This is a genomic window from Archangium gephyra (assembly GCF_042230915.1).
Classification (GTDB): domain Bacteria; phylum Myxococcota; class Myxococcia; order Myxococcales; family Myxococcaceae; genus Archangium; species Archangium gephyra_B.
In genome coordinates this window covers 1,019,740-1,038,070 of sequence record NZ_CP102578.1, presented here as the reverse complement: position 1 = coordinate 1,038,070, position 18,331 = coordinate 1,019,740, and the positions used below count along the sequence as shown (strand labels likewise).

Genomic DNA, 18,331 nt, shown 5'->3' with positions numbered 1-18,331 from the left:
CGAGGGATTTGATGACGCCCGGCATGGCGGAGCGCCGCACGGCTGGCCGTGAGCGGGGCAGGCGGCGAGGCAGCGCTTCACGCCGGGCCCCACCTCCAGATGCACACCCTTGGGTTCAGGCCATGCACTCCGAAGGAGGCCGTCTTCATGGGAGGGAGCGAGGAGAAGCAGGAATCGCCCCAGGAGGAAGTTCCCCGCATCTCCAGCGGTACGCCCTACCTCGACCAGATTCTCGCCGGCGGCTGGCTGCGCGGCGGCACCTATCTCGTCACGGGCCCACCCGGCACCGGCAAGACGACCCTCGCCAACCAGTTCTGCTTCTCCGTGGCCGAGCGCGGCGACTGCGCCCTCTATGTCACCCTGCTCGCCGAGACGCATGCGCGCATGATGCTGCACCTGCGCTCGCTGGCGTACTTCCGGCCCGACTTCGTGGGCACGCGCGTCTTCTACCTCAGCGGCACCACGGCGCTGAAGGAGAAGGGGCCGCACGGGCTGCTGGAGCTGCTCACGCGCACGGTGCGCGAGAAGCGCATCAAGGTCCTGGTGATCGACGGCTTCAGCCTGGTGCGCGAGCACGCCAACTCCGTGCTCGACCAGCGCGAGTTCCTCCAGGGGCTGTCGGTGCTCTGCGGGCTGACGGACTGCACCGCCCTGCTGCTGAGCACCGAGATGAACAAGGCCGTGGATGTCGAGTACGCCATGGTCGACGGCATCCTCTCGCTGAGCGCGGAGCTGCTCGGGCTCAAGGCCATCCGCGGCCTGGAGGTCATCAAGTTCCGCGGCAGCAACAACATCCCCGGCCGGCACACCTTCCTCATCAACGAGCGCGGCGTGAGCATCTACCCGCGCTGGGAGGCGGTGTACCGCAAGACGCCCGAGGTCATCCCCGACTCGAGCGTGCGCCTGCACTTCGGCGTCCCCAACGTGGATGCCATGTGCCAGGGGGGCGTGGTCGCCTACTCCTCCACCCTGCTGCTCGGCAGCCCCGGCAGTGGCAAGACGCTGCTGGGCCTGCACTTCCTCGCCGAGGGCGCCCGCAACGGGGAGCCCGGCCTCTACTTCGGCTTCGCGGAGAGCGGCGAGACGCTGCTGCGCAAGACGAAGAGCGTGGGGCTCGACCTGGCGCCCGACGTGGAGCGCGGGCTCATCCGCCTCGAGGTGCGCGCGCCCGTGGAGACGCTCCCCGACGCCATGGTCCAGGAGCTGATGGACCTGGTCTCCCAGCACCCATACCGCCGCGTCTTCATCGATGGGCTGGAGCCCTTCGCCAAGGAGGCCATCGATCCCGAGCGCACCACGCGCTTCCTCTCCGCGCTCCTCAACGCGCTGCGCGACAAGCACATCACCACCCTCATCACCGAGCAGACCAACACCCTCTTCGGGCCGGACCTCCACTCCCCCATCAAGGGCGCGGAGGCCATCTTCGACAACCTCATCTTCCTGCGCTTCGTCGAGCTCAACGGCCGGCTGCGCCGCCTGCTGTCCATCCTGAAGATGCGCGACAGCGACAACGATCCCTTCCTGCGCGAGTTCGTCATCTCCCACCAGGGCATCCAGGTGCAGGAGGCCTATGCCGCCCTGGAAGGGATGTTGACCGGCCTGCCCACCCACCGGCAGCACGCCGCGCACGAGACGGCCTTCCCCGCCGAGTCTCCCAGTCCTCCCAGGTCCGCGCCCACCGGGCCCTCCAAGGCGAAGAAGGCCCCTGCCCTCCAGCGGCGCTCGCGCAAACCCGGAGGGCGCAAATGAGCCGGATCCTCATCGTCGAGGACGAAGAGGTCCTCACGGACTCCCTCCAGGACATCCTCGAGGGCGAGGGCCACCAGGTGCTCACCGCCCACAACGGCATGGATGCCCTGGACACGCTCGCGCACGAGCAACTGGACCTGGTGCTGCTCGACCTGATGTTGCCCCTGGTGGACGGCCTGACGGTGCTCCAGACGCTGCGGCGGGACGCTCCTTCCACCGCGGTGCTCGTCGTGACCTCGTGCGGCCGCGAGGCGCTCAAGGGCCTGCCCGTCCAGGGCTTCCTGCGCAAACCCTTCTCCCTCCAGGCGCTGCTCGACGCGGTGAAGAGGGTACTGCCCCAGGCGCCCCCCACCCCGAGGTGAGTGGAACGACGAAAAACCGAGGCTCCCCCACGAATGACGGAGAGCGTGTCCACCCGGAGCCACGGCAAGTCCGCGTCTTCCGGGGCGTACACCGGAGCGTCCGGGTGGCGTGGGGATTGCTGGGCACGAGGCCGCTGCTTCTTCGAGGAAGGAAGGTGAAGCGTGTCGCATGCACGTGCGCTCTGGAGTCTCGTGGCCACCGCGCTCCTGGTGGGCCCGGGGTGTGGCGAGGAGTCGTGGGACGGGAAGCTCCCCTGGGACAACACGCCCCCGCCCCAGGGCTACGCCGGGGTGTTCCACTGGGAGGGACAGGCGGATGCCTACAACCTGTCCATCGAGCCGGGAGGCGTGGTGCGCTGGTCGGTGCGCGGCTGCGACTCCATGGGCCATGCGCGGGGCCGCTGGGAGGAGCGTGACGGAAAGCTGGTGCTGAGCGGCTTGCGCGACAACGCCACCGCGACGCTGGAGCTGGCCACCGACTTCGACGGGCTCCTCTCCACCGGGGCCGTGATGAGCAGTGATGGCTCGCCCACGCAGCGCTGGCCCCGGGGGGGCGTGTGCGCCGTCTGCGAGAACCCCGATGGCGGCCCCGTGCTGGGTCCCGTCGAAGTCGTCCCCTGTGACAACCCGTCACTGCCCTGAGGGCGCCTCGAGACAATCCCTTTCCCATGGGAGAGCCCGAATGGTTCGCTTCATTCCTTGTCTCTTCCTCGGTGCCGTGCTGCTCACCGGGTGCGGGCCCGAAGGAACGTGTGAGGGCACCGTGGGCGGCACCCGCATCCAGGGAGAGCTCGACGGCGACAGCTCGCTCGTCATCGTCCCGGCGACTTTCAGTCCCTACAACGAGGGCGCGTACGTCCGGGCAGCGCGCCTCCAGCTCTTCTATGGAGACAACGCGCTGCGGTTGATCACCGAGGTGAAACTTCCCGCGGAGCAGGACACGCGGGAGCTTCCCCTCGGCCTGTCCGAGGAGGAGTGGACCCAGCGGCCGCCCCAGGACGGCGCGGTCTCCATCTGGCACATCCAGGCGCCCGCGGACGCGCCCCGGGTGGTGGGGGGCACGTTCAGCGTCAGGCTCGCGGACGCCCACCACCTCGAGGGGAAGATCGACGCCCGGTTCGAGGACGGCTCGCGGCTCGAGTGCACCTACGACCTCCGCGGCCAGAACACCGTCCCGGGCGATGACCCCACGTACGACGGTCCCCCCTGAAGCCTGTCGCAAGGACACCGGTCAAGCGGCATCCCGCTCGATCTTGCAGAGAGCCACGTCAAAACCGGCCACCCGCACCTGCGCGATGTGCTGGAGAAGATTGACGAGGCTGAAGAAGAACAGCGTGTCCGCGAGCTCCCCCTCCTTGGTCGTGGCGATGGCGTAGACGACCCGCGGAGGGGACTTCACCGCGTCGAAGGCCACCTTGCCCCCGTAGAACGCCTGGTAGCGCGCCTTCAACTCCTCCGCGTACGCGGGCACCGACCTGAACAGCGTCGCGGAAACACTGCCCTGGCCGAAGAGGTGGCTCAACGTCGCCGAGTCCTTCATGTCCTTCACGTGGATGAAGTCGCGCTCCCGGCTGAGCAGATCACAGGCCTCGACCTTCCCGTCGCGGCCCTCGACGTGGATCATCTTGCGATCCAGCACCAGCCACTCCTTCATCGAGCCGGTGTGCTCGTTGTACTCCTCCTCCTTCCTCATGCTCTTCTGCCATCTGGGGAGATCCAGGATGCCGGTGACATCCGGGAGCTGCCGCACCTTCTTCCGGATGTTGGCCACGTAGTCCTTGTCGACACGGAACCAATGGCCGAGCGACAGCACGTAGGTCGCGTCCTCGTGCTCGACCTGGGCCACCACGTAGCGATGCAACCGATCCTGGGACACGAGCTCGTTACCATCCTCGTCGAGCCCGAGCACCTGGAGCTTGTTGGGGTCGGCGGGAACTTCGGGATGGCGATCCAGGAAGTCGTAGACCCGCTCGATGTCGAGGTCCTCGTACAACGCCTTCTTGCGGCCCTTCCAGAGCCGCCAACTCGACAGCCGCTCGTCCGGAATCTCCGGATAGGCGATGGCGACCAGTTCGTGGTCGCGCGCCTCGAGGAGCTCCACCAGCTTCAGCTCCAACACGGGGAGGAGAGGGTCCTGGGCCTTGAGCGGACGCAGGTGATCGATGAAGCCGAAGTGCTTCTTGTAGGTCTTGCTCTTGTAGGTCTTGAGCAAGGCGCGGCAATGCTTGCCGAGATCCTTGATGGCGCAGTCCATGGAGATCTTGAGCGAATCCGACCCCGCCAGCTTCCTGGCGAAACCTGAGGACAAGGGACGGCCACTCACCATCCGGATCCAGTCCATGTCCGTGCTGATGTCGAACTCGTTCACGGACCGGCCCACATTGAGGTGGGTCCGCCGCTGGCGGCTCACCCGGTCCACGGTCCGCGTATCGAGCATGTTCAGGGCTTGGGGATCCACCTCGTTGAGAGTCACCTTGAGACCAAAGTCCGGCTCGATGCTGGGGCGGGGAATGGCGTTGGAGCCGTAACCGAAAGTCACCGCGAAGATCCGGCCGTCCACCTTCAGCAGAAGCACGAAGGAGTTGGACTGGTTCTTCAGGTCGAGTGCCTCCATGTCGAAGGCCGAGGCCAGCCACGGAACCCAGCTCGGCGGCTTCGGCCTGTTCGCCTGAACCCACGCCTCGCAGGGGAAGGGAAGCTCCTCCTCCAGCGGCAGCCGGACATAGCCATTCGCTTGGTGGTGCTCCGGAACGACCTGCCCGAACTCGGTGATGGAATCGCGGAGGAGATAGACCGTCAGCTTCATGAGGTACCCAAGCCTGGTGTGCTCAGCCTCCGTCCAGCGGAGGCGTAGGGGATGCTGGCGCACTGGCGCCGTCCTCTAGACGAGCCACACCGACGTTCTCTGACAGGTAGCCTTGGATGGCAGCGCGGCCTACAGGCGCTCTCCGACGAAGAACACCCCTGAAGCCAAAAAAGGGGGAAGGCTCCGGGTGGAGCCCTCCCCCTCGCTCATGGGACCCCTCCTTCAGGGAGAGGTCCGGGGCGGTGGCATCTTGCCGGGCCACCCCTCACGGACTTCAACGGTGGGCGCGAAGACCCTCGGCGTAGTGCTGCAGCTGACGCCGGGCGGCCTCGAAGGCATCGTTCACGGCCTGGTAGGCATCCTCGTGCGAGACCTTCTCGCCGTGGTCGCGGTCGACCACGATGTTCTTGCCGGGGACGTGCAGGTCCAGGCGGACGTGGAAATGCTTGCCCTGCTGATGATGCCGGTGCGGCTCTTCCACCACCACGTGGCAGCCGGTGATGCCGTCGAAGAACTGCTCGAGCTTGTCCGCGCTGTCGCGGATGTGCTCCGAGAGGGCATCGCTGGGGCTCATTCCACGGAAGGTGATCTGCAGGTTTCGCTTCATCTTCGTGCCTCGTGATTGGCTCCCCGTTGGAGCCGTCGTGACGACCACTCTCCATTGCATACGGAGCGCCAACGCCCGCCAATGCCTCTGCCCACGGGAATACAGGGGGTTGGCGCCGAGGGGGGATGCAGCCTTTGCGGAGACCCCTCGGCGGGCGCGCAGCCTTTGCGGAAGGCCCTCGGACGCATACCTGGAGTCGAAGGCGCTACACGCCGGGGCAACCCGGGAGGGCGGCCGAGCGGGCGTGTGCTGCGGCGCGGCGGGAGCGTCCCCATCCTCCTCCGTCGGAGGTGTGTGCGTGATTCGCATCGGCCCCGCGGGGTGGAGCTACGACGACTGGGCGGGAGTGGTGTACCCGAAACCGAAGCCCAAGGGGTTCGACCCACTGGCCTTCCTGGCGGGGTACTTCGACGCGCTGGAGCTGAACACCAGCTTCTACGGGCCCATCAGCCGCCGCAACGCGGAGCTCTGGCTGCAACGCACGGACTTCAACCGGGACTTCCGCTTCACCGCGAAGCTGTGGAAGCGCTTCACCCACGAGCGGAACGCGGTGTGGACGGCCGACGACGTGCGCCAGACGCGCGAGGGGTTGGATGCCCTCCACGAGGCGGGGAAGCTGGGGGCGGTGCTGATGCAGTTCCCCTGGTCGTTCCGCAACACGGAGGAGAACCGGGACTGGCTGGACGGGCTGGTGTCCACGTTCTCCGACTGGCCGCTGGTGCTGGAGGTGCGGCACGAGTCGTGGAACGTGCCGGACGTGTTCGCGGAGCTGGCCGAGCGCGGCGTGGGGTTCGTGAACATCGACCAGCCGCTCTTCCAGAACTCGATTGGACCGAGCGCGAAGGTGACGTCGTCGGTGGGCTACGTGCGGGTGCACGGGCGCAACTACCACAACTGGTTCCGCAAGACGGCGAGCGCGCTGGAGCGCTACGACTACCTGTACCCGGCCAGGGAGCTGAAGCCCTGGGCCGAGCGCACGAAGCAGATAGCGGAGCACCCGCGGGTGAGCGACGTGTACGTGGTGACCAACAACCACGTGCGGGGCAAGGGCATAGCCAACGCGATGATGCTGCAGACGATGCTCACGGGCCGGAAGGTGCACGCGCCCGAGGCGCTGGTGCGCGAGTACCGCGACACCCTGGAGCCCTACGTGCTGCCACCGGAGTCGGAGGCCCCCGAGGCGCCCGGCGCCAGTCCTTGATTCGGGCGGCCTGCCTACGTGGAGGCTTGACGCGTAGGCCCGCGTGTCCCTGTAGTCCAGGAAACAACGGCCGCCAACTCCAGGCGCGCTGGAGAGGTGCGGCATGTCCACCCGCTCGTGGACCCTGGCCATGCTGGTGCTGCTCGGAGGCTGCGTCACGGGCTCCCCGCCGGGAAGTCTGACGAGCGGCTTCGGTCTCCACTCACGCGCGCCTTCCGCCCCTCGGTGGGCCACCACTGCTCCGGCACGAACCGAGACCGAGGGAGGCGCGGGCGGCTTCCCCGGGCAGCGAGCGGACACCGCTCCGAGGGAGGAGTCACCCTGGGAGGGTGTGGCGCAAGGCTCCGCGCCGGCCCCACTGTCTTGCGCGGGCGTGGCCCTGCCAGCGGGCTGGCCCGACCTGTCCGCCCGGGACGAGGAACTGCTGGCGCCCTTGTTGGGGTGCTCCCCCGCGGAATTCCTTCAGGTGCAGCAACGGGTGGACATGCCCCGGCTGGTGGCGGCATTGGCGGACTGGGACGCCGTGCGGCTCGGTGCCCTGGGGCCCGTGCGCGACGAGGCCGCGCCCTTGTTACAGTGCAAGCGCGTCGCCTTCCTCCTCACCGCCACCGAGCTGTACGGCCTCGCGTATGCCGAGGTGTTCGCCCTCTTCGTCCTGCACTCGGCCCATGACGACGAAGTGAGGGAAGTGCTGCGGCTGCTGGCCGCGGACAAGCAGGTGGGGCAGACGTTGGGACTCATGCCGGCCGTGCGCGAGGAGTTGGCTGCACGGGGCTTGCCGCTCTCGGCGTACCCGGACCGGGCCGAGCGGGCCAGTGACATGCTGCGCGGCCTGGGGCGCGCCGCCCGGGACGCGCTCTCCAGCAGCGAGACGAGTGGGAACGCCCGGTACACGGCCCTGTCCATGTTGAGGGAGCAGCTACCACCGCCCTACCAGCAGGCCCTGCATGAAGTGGAGCGGGCCCTGGTGCAGCGGCACTTCTCCCCGGGCCACGTGGTGGAGGGCAGCTTCGACTCGCTGACGTTCGGCGTGCCGCTGGGCTTCTACCACCTGGTGACCGGGACAGGCCACGGGGCGTACACACTCTCTCAGGGCCAGTACGAGCAGGCCACGCGCGAGCTGGCACCCGCGACGCTGCTGGTGGCCTTGTACGCGGGTGGCAAGGGCCTGCGCGCCCTCTCCGAGGCCCGCGGCAGCACGGGAGCAACGCGAGGGCTCCAGCCGTCCGGGCACCGCATGCGCGCCCTCCAGGAGATGGCGCGGCAGTTGGAGTCGAGGCTGGGCGTGGACGGCTTGCGTGCGCTGGCCCGGGACATCCGCGCGAGCCGGGAGGCGGGCCGCTTCGTGGCCGCGGGAGGCGTGGACGCCGCCCTCGCCCTGCATGAGGCACGAGGGGATGTGGCCAGGGCGCAAGCATGGTTGTCCCAGGCCAGACCAGAACGCGCGAGCCCCACTGCGGCGAGTAGAGGGGCGGGGAAGGGCCCCGGGGAGGTGGCCACTGTCGCGGACGACATGGCACGTTCCACTCCGAAGAAGGCCCCTGCAGGCAAGCATCCGGCGGGCCTGTCCTCGCTGGTGGACGAGCAGTCGGGTCTCACCCCGGAGGTGGTGGAAACCAAGCTGCTGCGGGTGGAGCTCGAGTCCTCCGGTCCGCGCCTGTCTGGGGACGTGGCAGTGCTGGAGAAGCAGCGCCCTTCCCTCGACGCCCCTCCGCCCGAAGCCCAGGGCCATCCTCTATGGAGCGAGTACGTCACCTATTACGGGGAGCGCGTCGCGGAGCTGAGACAGGGGGCGGCGGTGAAACCACCCCTGGCCTGGGCGGGCTACGAACGGATGCGGGGGTGGTTCGCCCGGGGGCTGGCGTTCGAACGCCTCATGGTGGAACTACTGCTCGCCGACGCCAGACGGCCTCGTGCGGCGCGCCGATTCCTGGGGGACTTCCACCAGCCTCGAATCGAGACGTACGTGGGCGTGAGGACGCAGGAGAGCGGCCTGCGCTTCGCCGATGTGCTCGTCATCGAGGAGGGTGCGCTCGCGGGCCCACCGCCCCGCGTGGAGACGTTCAGCTTCAAGAGCCGCGATCTCAGCATGCTGGATGAAAAGGTCCTGACGGCGCAGATGATTGCGGACGCGAGCGAAGCCCTGCGGTACTACGGCGGGACGCTGGACATCCGCCGCCCCTCCCTCCAGCCCCTTGTCCGCGAGGGCAGCAAGGTGCCAGTCCCAAGGGTCCGCCTCATCTATGAAGGTGGCGCCCTCAAACCCGGGGATGCAGCCGGATTGAGCAGAGCCGTGAACAAAGCCAGCAAGGCGGTTCCGGGAGTGGAGGTGTTGTTCCGATGAAGCGGCTGAAGCTATGGGACTTCAAGGCGGAGGACGGCCTCCGGCTCGACTTCGAAGGTGCCTTCGACCCGCAAGTGCCACTGGAGGGGGAGTTGGAACCCTTTCTCCAGGCGCTCGAGCAGTACGCCGGCGAGTGGATGCCGGATGTCGTCGAGGGCAAGCGTCGACGCCGATACTCCCGCGCCGCCATCTGGAGATCCCTGGAGGAGGAGCGCCAGGAAAGATACACCCACATCGGGCTCTACCGGACGAAGTGGCCCGCGTTGGACATGACGCTGCGGCTCTGGTTCCCGCCAGTTTCTCCCCACTTGAACATCCCCATCGAGGTGAAGCCGCTCTCCTTTTTCGCGGAGGCGGAGCGCTGCCGCCAATTCGTGGAGCTGGTTCGCGCCTGGGCCTCCCGCTACCCCGTCTCCCATGCCTCGGCCCACAGCAGCGCGGATGAGGCGTTGGCGGGCGCTCCCGACTTCGGCCGGGAGGAGAAGGCTTCGCGAAGGGACGGCTTCGACAAAATCTACGAGGTGTTCTGGCTCAACGTCTTCGGCCCCCAGCTGGTGGAAGCCGTGGGCCGCGAGCGCATGCTGTCCACGCCCGCGTGGCGGGTGGAGGAACTGCCCAACGGCTCCGTCCTCCTGGTGCTCTGGCCCACCGCCGCGGGCTTCGCCAGCGACGAGTCCCGCCTCGTCCAGGCCCGCGCCCACGCCCACCTCCGGCCGGATCTCGACTTCTCCACCCTGCTGCGAACCCTGCGCGAGCGCAGCGCCGCCCTCGCGCCCGTCGAGCCCCGCTTCCACCCGGACGTGGCATCCCTCCTCTCACGCGTGGTGGACGACTGCGCCATTCACGAGCGCCAGCGCAAGATCGCCGAGCTCAACACGTACCAGCCACCCGAGCCCGAGGAGTGGCTCCCCGCCAGCGCCGCCCTGCCCTCCGACGTGGAGGACTCCGAGCGTGTCCGTGATCATTACGGAGACCTCGCCGAGCACCTCGTGGCGCTGCTGCACTCGAAGGTGCCCTCCGTCTTCGGCGAGACGCCCGAGTCCCTCACCGACGTCGACTACCAGTTCTGGCATGAGGACTTCCCGACGGTCTTCGAGCGCCACCGCATCGACACGCACGCGGTGCCCCCCATCGGCGCGTACCTGGGCCAGGTGCTGGTGCGCAACCTGGGCGGCCAGTGGATTCCCCGCCAGAAGCTCGAGGAGTCGCAGGTCCTCGTGGGCAACCGCGTCTGGTTGCCCTTCGTCCGTGCGTGGCGCTACATGCGCTCGCGCCAGTCCCTCCTGGACTCCTCTCTCACCCAGCTCTACCGCGTCGCAGAGCGGCACCGGGGCTGAACGTCACTTCACGGCTGCCGCGCCGGCCCCACCTGCTCGCCTCGCAGGAAGCGCTCCACGGCGTGGAGCACCTCGCGGTCGGACATGAGCGCCACGTGCTCGGCGGCACTGTCCACGCGCTGATACGGCGTGGGCAGCACCGGCACCGCCCGCGCCGACAGCACGGCCCCATCCCCATCCGCTCGCGCCGGGTGCTCCACATCCACCTTCCCCTCCACCATCCGCATGCCGCTCACCGTCGGCCGCCCCGTGCCCACCACCACGAGCGTCTCGAACGGCGCCGTCGGCAGCCCCGGCTTCGGCCCGAGCGCCTCGTGCAGCTCCCGGTGCGCCTCCAGCATCCGCACGAGCTGCGCCCGGTAGGCCTCGTCCTCGCGCAGCGCCTCGTCCGCGAAGGGACCCCAGCCCTGCTTCAACCAGACGGCCGCGTCAAAGGCATCCAGCTCGACGGGCCTGCCCTCGGCATCCACGAAGAAGTCGCTGCGCGTGGACAGCAGTTGGAAGGCGGAGGCGAAGGTGAACAGCGCCTCGGGCGCCAGCAGGGCCCGGTTGCGCAGCGTCTCGGTCCCCACCAGCAGGTCATCGAAGATGCCCGGGCCTCCCGTGAACGGCGTGCCGATGATGACCACCCGCTTCACGTGCTCGGCCCCCGCCCACGGCCGCTCACCCGCCCGCGCCCCACCGTGCAGCAGGCAGTGCATCGTCACCAGCCCGCCCATGCTGTGCGCCACGATGTTCACCTTCCGCTTCCCTCCCCCTTCCGCCACCAGTTGCTCGATGCGCGCGCACAGCTCCCCCGCGCTCTCCCGGATGTCCCGCCGCCAGTCGTACGCGAAGGGAACGAAGCCCGGCAGGTGGTCCCGCCCGAACTCCATGAACGAGCGGTACGCATCCACCGACACGAAGAACGCCGACAGCTGCGTCATCGGCCCGTCCGGCCGCAAGGGCCCATAGCTCGGCACGGGACGCTGGCCGGGAAAGGGCAGCGCGAGCGTGCGCTCTCCCCGCGAGAGCGCCTGTCCCACCGTGAGCCAGGCCCGCTCGGGCTCGGGGCCCTCCGTGGCGAGGAAGCTGCCCCGGTAGCCGGGCACGAGGATCGTGACCTCGTCTCCGGTGGGCGGAGGCACGTTGACGCGGGCGGCGCCGCAGCCGGCGAGCAACACACCCAGCAGCAGCGGGAACGAGCGGTGGAATGTCTTCATGGCGCGCAGCTTCCGGGGGAAGGCCCCCCCTCGCAAGGCTCCTGCTTCCCCGCCCGGCCACCCGACGCCCGAGCCCTCCTCCTCCCGCCATGGCCCGCTGACGCCGGGGTGCACCGTTCGCACCTTCGGGCAAAGGAGATTCCAGATGGCGGACGACCCCTTGGAGAAGATGCACCAGCGCGAGCGTGAACAAGAGCGGGAGCGGTTGCGCGAGCTGGAGGCGAAGGATCTGGATGTGGAGTCCCAGCGGGGCCCGCGGCCGCTCGAGGGTTACGCCGGGGGCCACACCACCTGGGCGAGCAAGCAGGACGACGCGGCCGCCGCGGAGGTGCATGCCCACGACGCGGAGGACTCCTGGACCGAGAGCCAGCAGCAGGTGGCGCGGCTCTCGCCCCCTCACGGAGAGCCCGCGCGCAAGGACGAGGAGCCCTCCAAGTGAGTCCCTTCCCCTCTCCCCCGGGAGAAGGGTAGCTCGGACCCCGGGCTCTCCCCGCGGCCCGGGGAGCCTCAGGGCACCGTCACCCAGGACTCACGCGGGCGCTGGGACGGCGAGGGCGACACCGGCCCCTCGGACGCCTCCACCGCCCGGGCGAGCCTGCGGGTGCGCTTGAGCCCCTCGCCCACCCACTCGTAGGCGCGGTGGAGGAAGTCGGACGTGGTGGTGAGGGCGAAGATGGACGCCACGAGCCGCGTCTCGCGCGGGCGCACCGCGTGGGCGCAGACGAGCGCCCCGGCCACCCACGGCCCCAGACAGAAGGTGCAGGACACCAGGTCGCCGAGGGCCCGGCGCAGGCCCTGGCCGCGGGAGGACTCACTCACCTCGGCGGCCGGGCGCTTTCCCTCGTAGCGGACGAAGGGCGCCCGCAGGGGACTCGTCACGAAGTCCCGGGCCAGGATGCGCGAGAGCTTGTGCGTGGCCACCCCCAGCAGCAAGGCATCGCGCAGCGTCAGCCGGGCCGGCAGCGCCCGCCCATGGCGCCAGCCGAGAAAGCCCGCCAGCGAGGCGCCATACACCCCCATCAGGAGCGCATAGGAGCCGAGCGGCATCTCCTCGTCCCGGTAGCCGGCGAAGAAGCGTCTCTCCTGCAAGGGCGTGAGCATCAAGGTCTCCCCGGGGTCCACCGCCAGGCACTGTCCCCGGGAACAAGGCTGCGCATCCCGCCCCCACGTCCCAAGCGAAGGACGGCCTGACAGGCAGCGCTCCGCCCTCCTGGCAGGAGCCACACCCCAGGTCCCTCCTCCCGGCCACTCGGGGTGTCTACGAGGCGAAACCACCGCCTCCGCCGCCTCGGAATTCTAGAAATATTGAAACTTACCGTCTTGATGAATTCTCAAGGAATGAGATAGCCAGGGGGCAAGCCCATCCCCCTTGGAGGCGAGCCCATGCTCACCCGCCCGCTATCGTTCCTCCGTCCCCTGCTGCTGCTGAGCCTGCTGCTGCCCACGCTGGCCTGGTCGCAAGGCCTGCGCTTCACCACGCTGGACATCGGCCAGGGCGACTCGGCGGTACTCATCGCGCCGGGAGGTTGCGTGGCGCTGTTCGACGGCGGCCCCACCGGCTCGGGCCCCACCATCAAGGCCTACCTCAAGTCGCTGGGGGTGACGAACATCGACATGGCCTTCGTCTCGCACATGCATGCCGATCACATGGGCGGCATCGACGAGGTGGACGTGGGCACGGACGCCGTCTCCATCGACGCCGTCTACGACCACGGCGGCACGTACAACTCGAGCGCGTATGACGACTACGTCAGCCACTTCAGCGGCCGGCGCAACACGGTGCGCCGGGGGCAGAGCTTCTCGCTGTGCGGCCAGGTGACGCTCACCGTGGTGGCCGCCAACGGCAACGGCATCTCCAGCACCGACGAGAACACCAAGTCCGTGACAGTGAAGATCTCCTATGGCGCCTTCGACGCGCTGGTGGGCGGGGACCTCACCAGCACCCCGGACGTCGAGTCCACCATCCTCAACGACGTGGGGGAGCTCGAGCTGTACAAGGTGCACCACCACGGCTCGCGCACCTCGTCCGGCAACGCGCTGCTGGATGTGACGAACCCGACGGTGTCCTTCATCTCCGTGGGCCGGGACAACACCTACGGCCATCCGACGCCCGAGTGCCTGGACCGGCTGGCCGCGCACAACTCGGACGTCTGGCAGACCGAGGACCCCGCCGCCAACAGGCTGCTGGGCCACATCCAGCTGAGCTCCTCGACGGGTGACACCTTCGTGGTGACGCAGGGGACCCGGAGCGTCTCCTATGTCTCCAAGGGCGGCACCACGGGTCCGGACACCCTGCCCCCCTCCGTGCCTGGCGCGCTGGTGGCCAGCGCCATCTCCTCGACGGAGATCTCCCTGTCGTGGAATGCCTCCACCGACAACGTGGGGGTGACGGGTTACCGGGTGTACCGCAGCACCAATGGCGGCACCTCCACGCTGGCGGGGACGTCCACCAGCACCGGCTTCGCGGACCTGGGCCTCACGGCGGGCGTCACCTACGCGTACCAGGTGACGGCCGTGGACGCGGCGGGCAACGAGTCCTCGCCGGCCAGCGCCTCCGCGCGCACGCCCGCGCCGGGCCTCACCCTCACCAGCCCCAACGGCGGCGAGAGCTGGGCCGGCGGCACCGCCCACGCCATCACCTGGACGGCCCAGGACATCTCCAACGTGAAGCTCGAGTACACGCTCAACAACGGCGGCACGTGGCAGGTCATCGCCAGCAGCGTGGCCGCCTCCACGGGCAGCTACACGTGGACGGTGCCCAACTCGGCCAGCACGGCGGCGCGGGTGCGCGCGACGGATGCCTTCGGCTCGGCCTCGGACATGAGCGACGGCACCTTCACCCTCACCGCCACCGCCAGCCCCGCCAAGGTCATCCTCAACGAGATGCTCGCCAACGAGCCCGGCAGCAACACCGACGGCGAGTTCGTGGAGCTGGTGAACGTGGGCGGCACGGCCATCGACCTCAGTGGGTGGACGCTCTCGGATGCCACCTCGGTGCGCCATACCTTCGCCGCGGGGACGATGCTCGGCGCGGGCAGGTCCATCGTCGTGTTCGGCGGGGCGGCTGGCATCCCCTCGGGGACGCCCAACGCCGTGGTGGCCTCCACCGGCACGCTCAGCCTCAACAACAGCAGCGACACGGTGACGGTGAAGAACGCCACGAAGACGACCATCGGCACGTACAGCTACACGAGCACCCTGGCCAGCCAGGATGGCGTGTCGATGAACCGCAGCCCCGACGCGAGCGCCACGGGCGGCTTCGTGCTCCACACGAGCCTCTCGCCGCTGAGCGCGTCGCCCGGTGAGCGCGTGGACGGAAGCGCCTTCTGACTCAGGCCCCCAGGTCCAGCACCGCCGCGCCTCGCACCCGCCCTTCCCGCAGCGCCGCCAGCGCCTCGTTGGCGGCCTCCAGCGGGAAGGGTTGCACCTCCGTGTGCACCGGCACCCGCGGCGCCAGCGCGAGGAAGTCCAGCCCGTCCTGCCGCGTGAGGTTCGCCACCGAGCGCACGCTGCGCTCGCCCCACAGCAGCGAGTACGGGAAGGCGGGGATGTCACTCATGTGGATGCCCCCGCACACCACCGTGCCCCCCTTCACCACCGCGGCCAGCGCCACCGGCACCAGGCTCCCCACCGGCGCGAAGAGGATGGCCGCGTCCAACGGCTCCGGCGGCAGCACGTCCGAGTCCCCCACCCACTCGGCCCCCAGTTGCAGCGCGAAGTCCTGCGCGGCCACGTCTCCCCGCCGCGTGAAGGCGAACACCCGCCGCCCCTCGTACCGCGCCACCTGGATGAGGACGTGCGCCGCCGCACCAAAGCCATACAGCCCCAGCCGCTCGGCGTCCCCCGTCATGCGCAGGCAGCGGTAACCGATGAGTCCCGCGCACAGCAGCGGCGCGGCCTGCAGCGGCGGATAGCCCCCGGGAAGGGGGAAGCAGAAGCGGTGGTCCGCCACCGTGTAGCCGGCGTAACCGCCATCGAGTTGATAGCCGGTGAAGCGCGCGTTGTCGCAGAGGTTCTCCCGGCCCGTGAGGCAGTAGCGGCACGTGCCGTCACTCCACCCCAGCCACGGCACCCCCACCCGCGTGCCCGGCGCGAGGCTGCGCGCCCGCTCGCCCCCCTTCACCACCGTGCCGATGATTTCGTGCCCCAGCACCAGCGGCAGCTTCGGCCGCGTCAGCTCCCCGTCCATGACGTGCAGGTCCGTCCGGCACACCGCGCACGCGTGGACCTTCAACAGCAGTTGCTCGGGACCTGGCTCCGGCACGGGCCGCTCTTCCAGCCGCAACGGCTGACCCGGCGCATGCAGCACCATGGCACGCATGGGGACCTTCTCACCCTGGGCTCATGAAGAGGAGCGCGTCCGGCACGGGCTCGCCTGCCCCACACCCACCATCCGGTACCCACCCCGTCCCGCACCGGACACCAACTGATCGTCCCGTGCCGGGCACGCATCTGGAACCTGGGGACGATCTCCCTAGCGGCTAGCCCCTACCGCAGCGTCCGGCCGGGTTTCTGGGATGCAACCCGGGGCTCGCTTCCTCGCTCACGGTGGGGAGCACGGGACCGGGCACCCTCACCCCGTCCCTCTCCCGAAGGGAGAGGGGAGATTGGGCGAGATGGGGGCAATGGGGGCGAGTGGGGAGGGCGGAGGCACGGGCTCAGATCTGGATGCCCGCGATGAGGCCCGGCCACGTCCGCACCCGGACGCGCTCCGAGTCGTACACATACCCCAGCTTGAAGCGGTCCACGCCCTGCACCTCCTCGTCCCGGAAGGACACGAGCGAGTTGGCCGTCAGCCCGCCGAACACGGCGAAGTGTCTGTACGGCTGCCAGCCCGCCACCAGCCGCAGCTGCCCCAGCAGGTGCCCCGTCGGCTCGATGAATCCGCCCGTGTGCAGCGAGCTGGCCAGCGCGTCCACGTCGACGAAGAAGTGGTCCACCGGGATGTGGCCTCCCATGCCCAGGCCCGCCGACCACAGGCGCTGCCGGCCCTCGCCGCCCGGCCGCAGGCCCACCGTGAAGAGCGTGTGCATGGTCCGCCCTCCCAGCTTCAGCGCCACGCTCGTCATCGACATCTCGCTGCCCCACACCTGCACGTGCTGCTGCCCGTTGCCCACGAAGCTCAACAGGCCGAGGGAGCTGTCCGCCTCGCTCGCCACGTTGATGAGGCCCAGCTGCAGGCCCTTCACCCGCCGCCCCACGTTGAGCAGGCCCACCTGCGCGCCACTCACGTCACCGCCCACGTTGAGCAGGGAGAACTGGGCGCCCCGCAGGTTGCTCGCGATGTTGAGGCCCGAGGACAACTGCACCCCCGTCAGCTCCTGGGCGATGTTGAGCCCCGCCGCCGCCTGCAGGCCCGAGGACTTCCCCGCCGCCACGTTGACGCCCGCGGCGAACTGCGCCCCCACCAGCTCCCCGGCCGCCACGTTCACCCCCACCGCCGTCTGCCAGCCGCGCAGCGAGCCTCCCGCCACGTTGAGCCCCACCGCCAGCTGCGCGCCCCGCACCTGGCCCGCGTAGTTGGCCCCCATCGCCCACTCCACCCCGCGCATCTCCCGGTCCACCCAGTTGCCCACCATCGCCATGGCCAGCCCGTCCACCCGGCCCGCGTGCGTCGCCAGCACCCCCAGCGAGAGGTTGTTCACCACCCGCCCACTCTCGAACCCGTTGGTGCCGATGCCGGGCAGCACCGCGAGGCCGAAGGGGATGTGCACCTCGTGCGCCGGCGGCTCGGAAGCCGGCTGCTCGGCGCCCGCCGGGAACGACACCATCGCCGCCATGACGCCCGCACACACCGAGACCTGGAGCTTCATCGTCTGACCCTTTTTGAAAATGGGGAGCTATCGACGACTGAAACACCGGGGCCTCGCCCACCTGTCACCTGCTACCTTTCCCCCATGCTGACGCGCACCCTTCCGAAGAGCGGCGAGAAGCTGCCCGTCATCGGGCTCGGCACCTGGCAGACGTTCGACGTGGGGCCCTCCCCCGCCGAGCGCCAATCCCAGAAGGAGGTGCTCCAACGCTTCCTCGCGGCCGGCGCCCGCGTCATCGACTCCTCCCCCATGTACGGCCGCGCAGAGCAGGTGGTGGGAGACTTGCTGCGCGAGCTGGGCCAGGAGCGCACCCCCTTCCTCGCCACCAAGGTGTGGACCACCGGCCACCAGGCGGGCCTCGAGCAGATGCGCGACTCGCTGCGCAAGATGGGCCACGGCCAGCTGGACTTGATGCAGGTGCACAACCTCGTGGACTGGCGCACCCACCTGCCCACCCTGCGCGAGTGGAAGGCCGCCGGGCGCATCCGCTACCTCGGCGTCACCCACTACCAGCGCGGGGCCTTCGACGAGCTGGAGAAGCTCCTCCGCGAGGAGTCCCTGGACTTCGTGCAGCTGCCCTACTCCATCGCCCGGCGCGACGCCGAGCAGCGCCTGCTGCCCGCGGCCGCCGAGCACGGCACCGCCGTCCTGGTGATGCAGCCCTTCGAGAGCGGAGACCTCTTCCGCAAGGTGAAGGGCAAGGCGCTCCCGCCCTGGGCCGCCGACTTCGACTGCAAGAGCTGGGCGGAGTACTTCCTCAAGTTCCTGCTCGGGCACCCGGCCGTCACCTGCCCCATTCCGGCCACCCGCAACGCGCGCCACCTCGAGGACAACCTGCGCGCGGGCACCGGGCGCCTGCCCGACGCGAAGACCCGGGCCCGCATGGTGGAGTACCTCGGCCTGTAGCCGC

Annotated in this window: 16 protein-coding genes; 10 read left to right on the top strand and 6 right to left on the bottom strand. The window is 69.4% G+C overall.

Going from position 1 to position 18,331, the window contains the following annotated elements:
- Positions 1-147: 147 nt before the first annotated feature.
- The 4 genes from NR798_RS04335 (at position 148) to NR798_RS04320 (ending at position 3,321) form a co-directional block, all read left to right on the top strand.
- A complete protein-coding gene (locus NR798_RS04335; RefSeq protein ID WP_375770129.1) occupies positions 148-1,749 on the top strand; it encodes an RAD55 family ATPase in 1,602 nt (533 codons plus the stop codon).
- Positions 1,746-2,111, top strand: a complete 366-nt coding sequence (locus NR798_RS04330) for a response regulator transcription factor (protein ID WP_375770128.1) — start codon at positions 1,746-1,748, stop codon at positions 2,109-2,111. The genes NR798_RS04335 and NR798_RS04330 overlap by 4 nt, the downstream gene beginning before the upstream one ends.
- 162 nt (positions 2,112-2,273) lie before the next feature.
- Positions 2,274-2,753: a hypothetical protein gene (locus NR798_RS04325; protein WP_375770127.1), complete on the top strand. Its 480-nt coding sequence runs from the start codon at positions 2,274-2,276 to the stop codon at positions 2,751-2,753.
- 40 nt (positions 2,754-2,793) lie between these two features.
- Positions 2,794-3,321 carry a hypothetical protein gene (locus NR798_RS04320; protein WP_375770126.1) on the top strand — a complete coding sequence of 176 codons (528 nt, stop codon included), beginning with the start codon at positions 2,794-2,796 and terminating at the stop codon, positions 3,319-3,321.
- A 21-nt stretch (positions 3,322-3,342) separates the two neighbouring features.
- Here NR798_RS04320 and NR798_RS04315 read toward each other — a convergent pair whose 3' ends face one another.
- A complete protein-coding gene (locus tag NR798_RS04315; RefSeq protein ID WP_375770125.1) occupies positions 3,343-4,917 on the bottom strand; it encodes a DUF6119 family protein in 1,575 nt (524 codons plus the stop codon).
- Positions 4,918-5,191: 274 nt separating this feature from the next.
- Entirely contained in the window at positions 5,192-5,524 is a 333-nt protein-coding gene (locus tag NR798_RS04310) for an HPF/RaiA family ribosome-associated protein (protein WP_375770124.1), read from the bottom strand.
- Positions 5,525-5,822: 298 nt separating this feature from the next.
- Between NR798_RS04310 and NR798_RS04305 the strand changes: the two genes are divergently transcribed.
- From NR798_RS04305 to NR798_RS04295, 3 genes are all read left to right on the top strand, one after another.
- Positions 5,823-6,725, top strand: a complete 903-nt coding sequence (locus NR798_RS04305) for a DUF72 domain-containing protein (protein WP_375770123.1) — start codon at positions 5,823-5,825, stop codon at positions 6,723-6,725.
- 103 nt (positions 6,726-6,828) lie between these two features.
- Entirely contained in the window at positions 6,829-9,069 is a 2,241-nt protein-coding gene (locus NR798_RS04300; protein WP_375770122.1) for a hypothetical protein, read from the top strand.
- On the top strand, positions 9,066-10,406 hold the full coding sequence (locus NR798_RS04295) for a hypothetical protein (RefSeq protein WP_375770121.1): 1,341 nt from the start codon (positions 9,066-9,068) through the stop codon (positions 10,404-10,406). The genes NR798_RS04300 and NR798_RS04295 overlap by 4 nt, the downstream gene beginning before the upstream one ends.
- An 8-nt stretch (positions 10,407-10,414) precedes the next feature.
- Here NR798_RS04295 and NR798_RS04290 read toward each other — a convergent pair whose 3' ends face one another.
- Positions 10,415-11,608 carry a lipase family alpha/beta hydrolase gene (locus NR798_RS04290; protein WP_375770120.1) on the bottom strand — a complete coding sequence of 398 codons (1,194 nt, stop codon included), beginning with the start codon at positions 11,606-11,608 and terminating at the stop codon, positions 10,415-10,417.
- 145 nt (positions 11,609-11,753) lie between these two features.
- Between NR798_RS04290 and NR798_RS04285 the strand changes: the two genes are divergently transcribed.
- Positions 11,754-12,047 carry a hypothetical protein gene (locus NR798_RS04285; RefSeq protein ID WP_375770119.1) on the top strand — a complete coding sequence of 98 codons (294 nt, stop codon included), beginning with the start codon at positions 11,754-11,756 and terminating at the stop codon, positions 12,045-12,047.
- Between the two features lie 68 nt (positions 12,048-12,115).
- Here the strand turns inward: NR798_RS04285 and NR798_RS04280 are convergent, their stop codons facing one another.
- Entirely contained in the window at positions 12,116-12,709 is a 594-nt protein-coding gene (locus tag NR798_RS04280) for a DUF1360 domain-containing protein (protein WP_375770118.1), read from the bottom strand.
- A gap of 282 nt (positions 12,710-12,991) precedes the next feature.
- On the opposite strand from NR798_RS04280, the gene NR798_RS04275 reads away from it, so the two are divergent.
- Complete coding sequence (locus NR798_RS04275) at positions 12,992-14,938, top strand: lamin tail domain-containing protein (protein ID WP_375770117.1); 1,947 nt, start codon at positions 12,992-12,994, stop codon at positions 14,936-14,938.
- A 1-nt stretch (position 14,939) separates the two neighbouring features.
- Here NR798_RS04275 and NR798_RS04270 read toward each other — a convergent pair whose 3' ends face one another.
- On the bottom strand, positions 14,940-15,929 hold the full coding sequence (locus NR798_RS04270) for a zinc-dependent alcohol dehydrogenase family protein (protein WP_375770116.1): 990 nt from the start codon (positions 15,927-15,929) through the stop codon (positions 14,940-14,942).
- Positions 15,930-16,266: 337 nt separating this feature from the next.
- Positions 16,267-17,421 carry a hypothetical protein gene (locus NR798_RS04265; RefSeq protein WP_375770115.1) on the bottom strand — a complete coding sequence of 385 codons (1,155 nt, stop codon included), beginning with the start codon at positions 17,419-17,421 and terminating at the stop codon, positions 16,267-16,269.
- Between the two features lie 84 nt (positions 17,422-17,505).
- Here NR798_RS04265 and NR798_RS04260 point away from each other — a divergent pair, with 84 nt between their 5' ends.
- Positions 17,506-18,327: an aldo/keto reductase gene (locus NR798_RS04260; protein ID WP_375770114.1), complete on the top strand. Its 822-nt coding sequence runs from the start codon at positions 17,506-17,508 to the stop codon at positions 18,325-18,327.
- Positions 18,328-18,331: the final 4 nt, after the last annotated feature.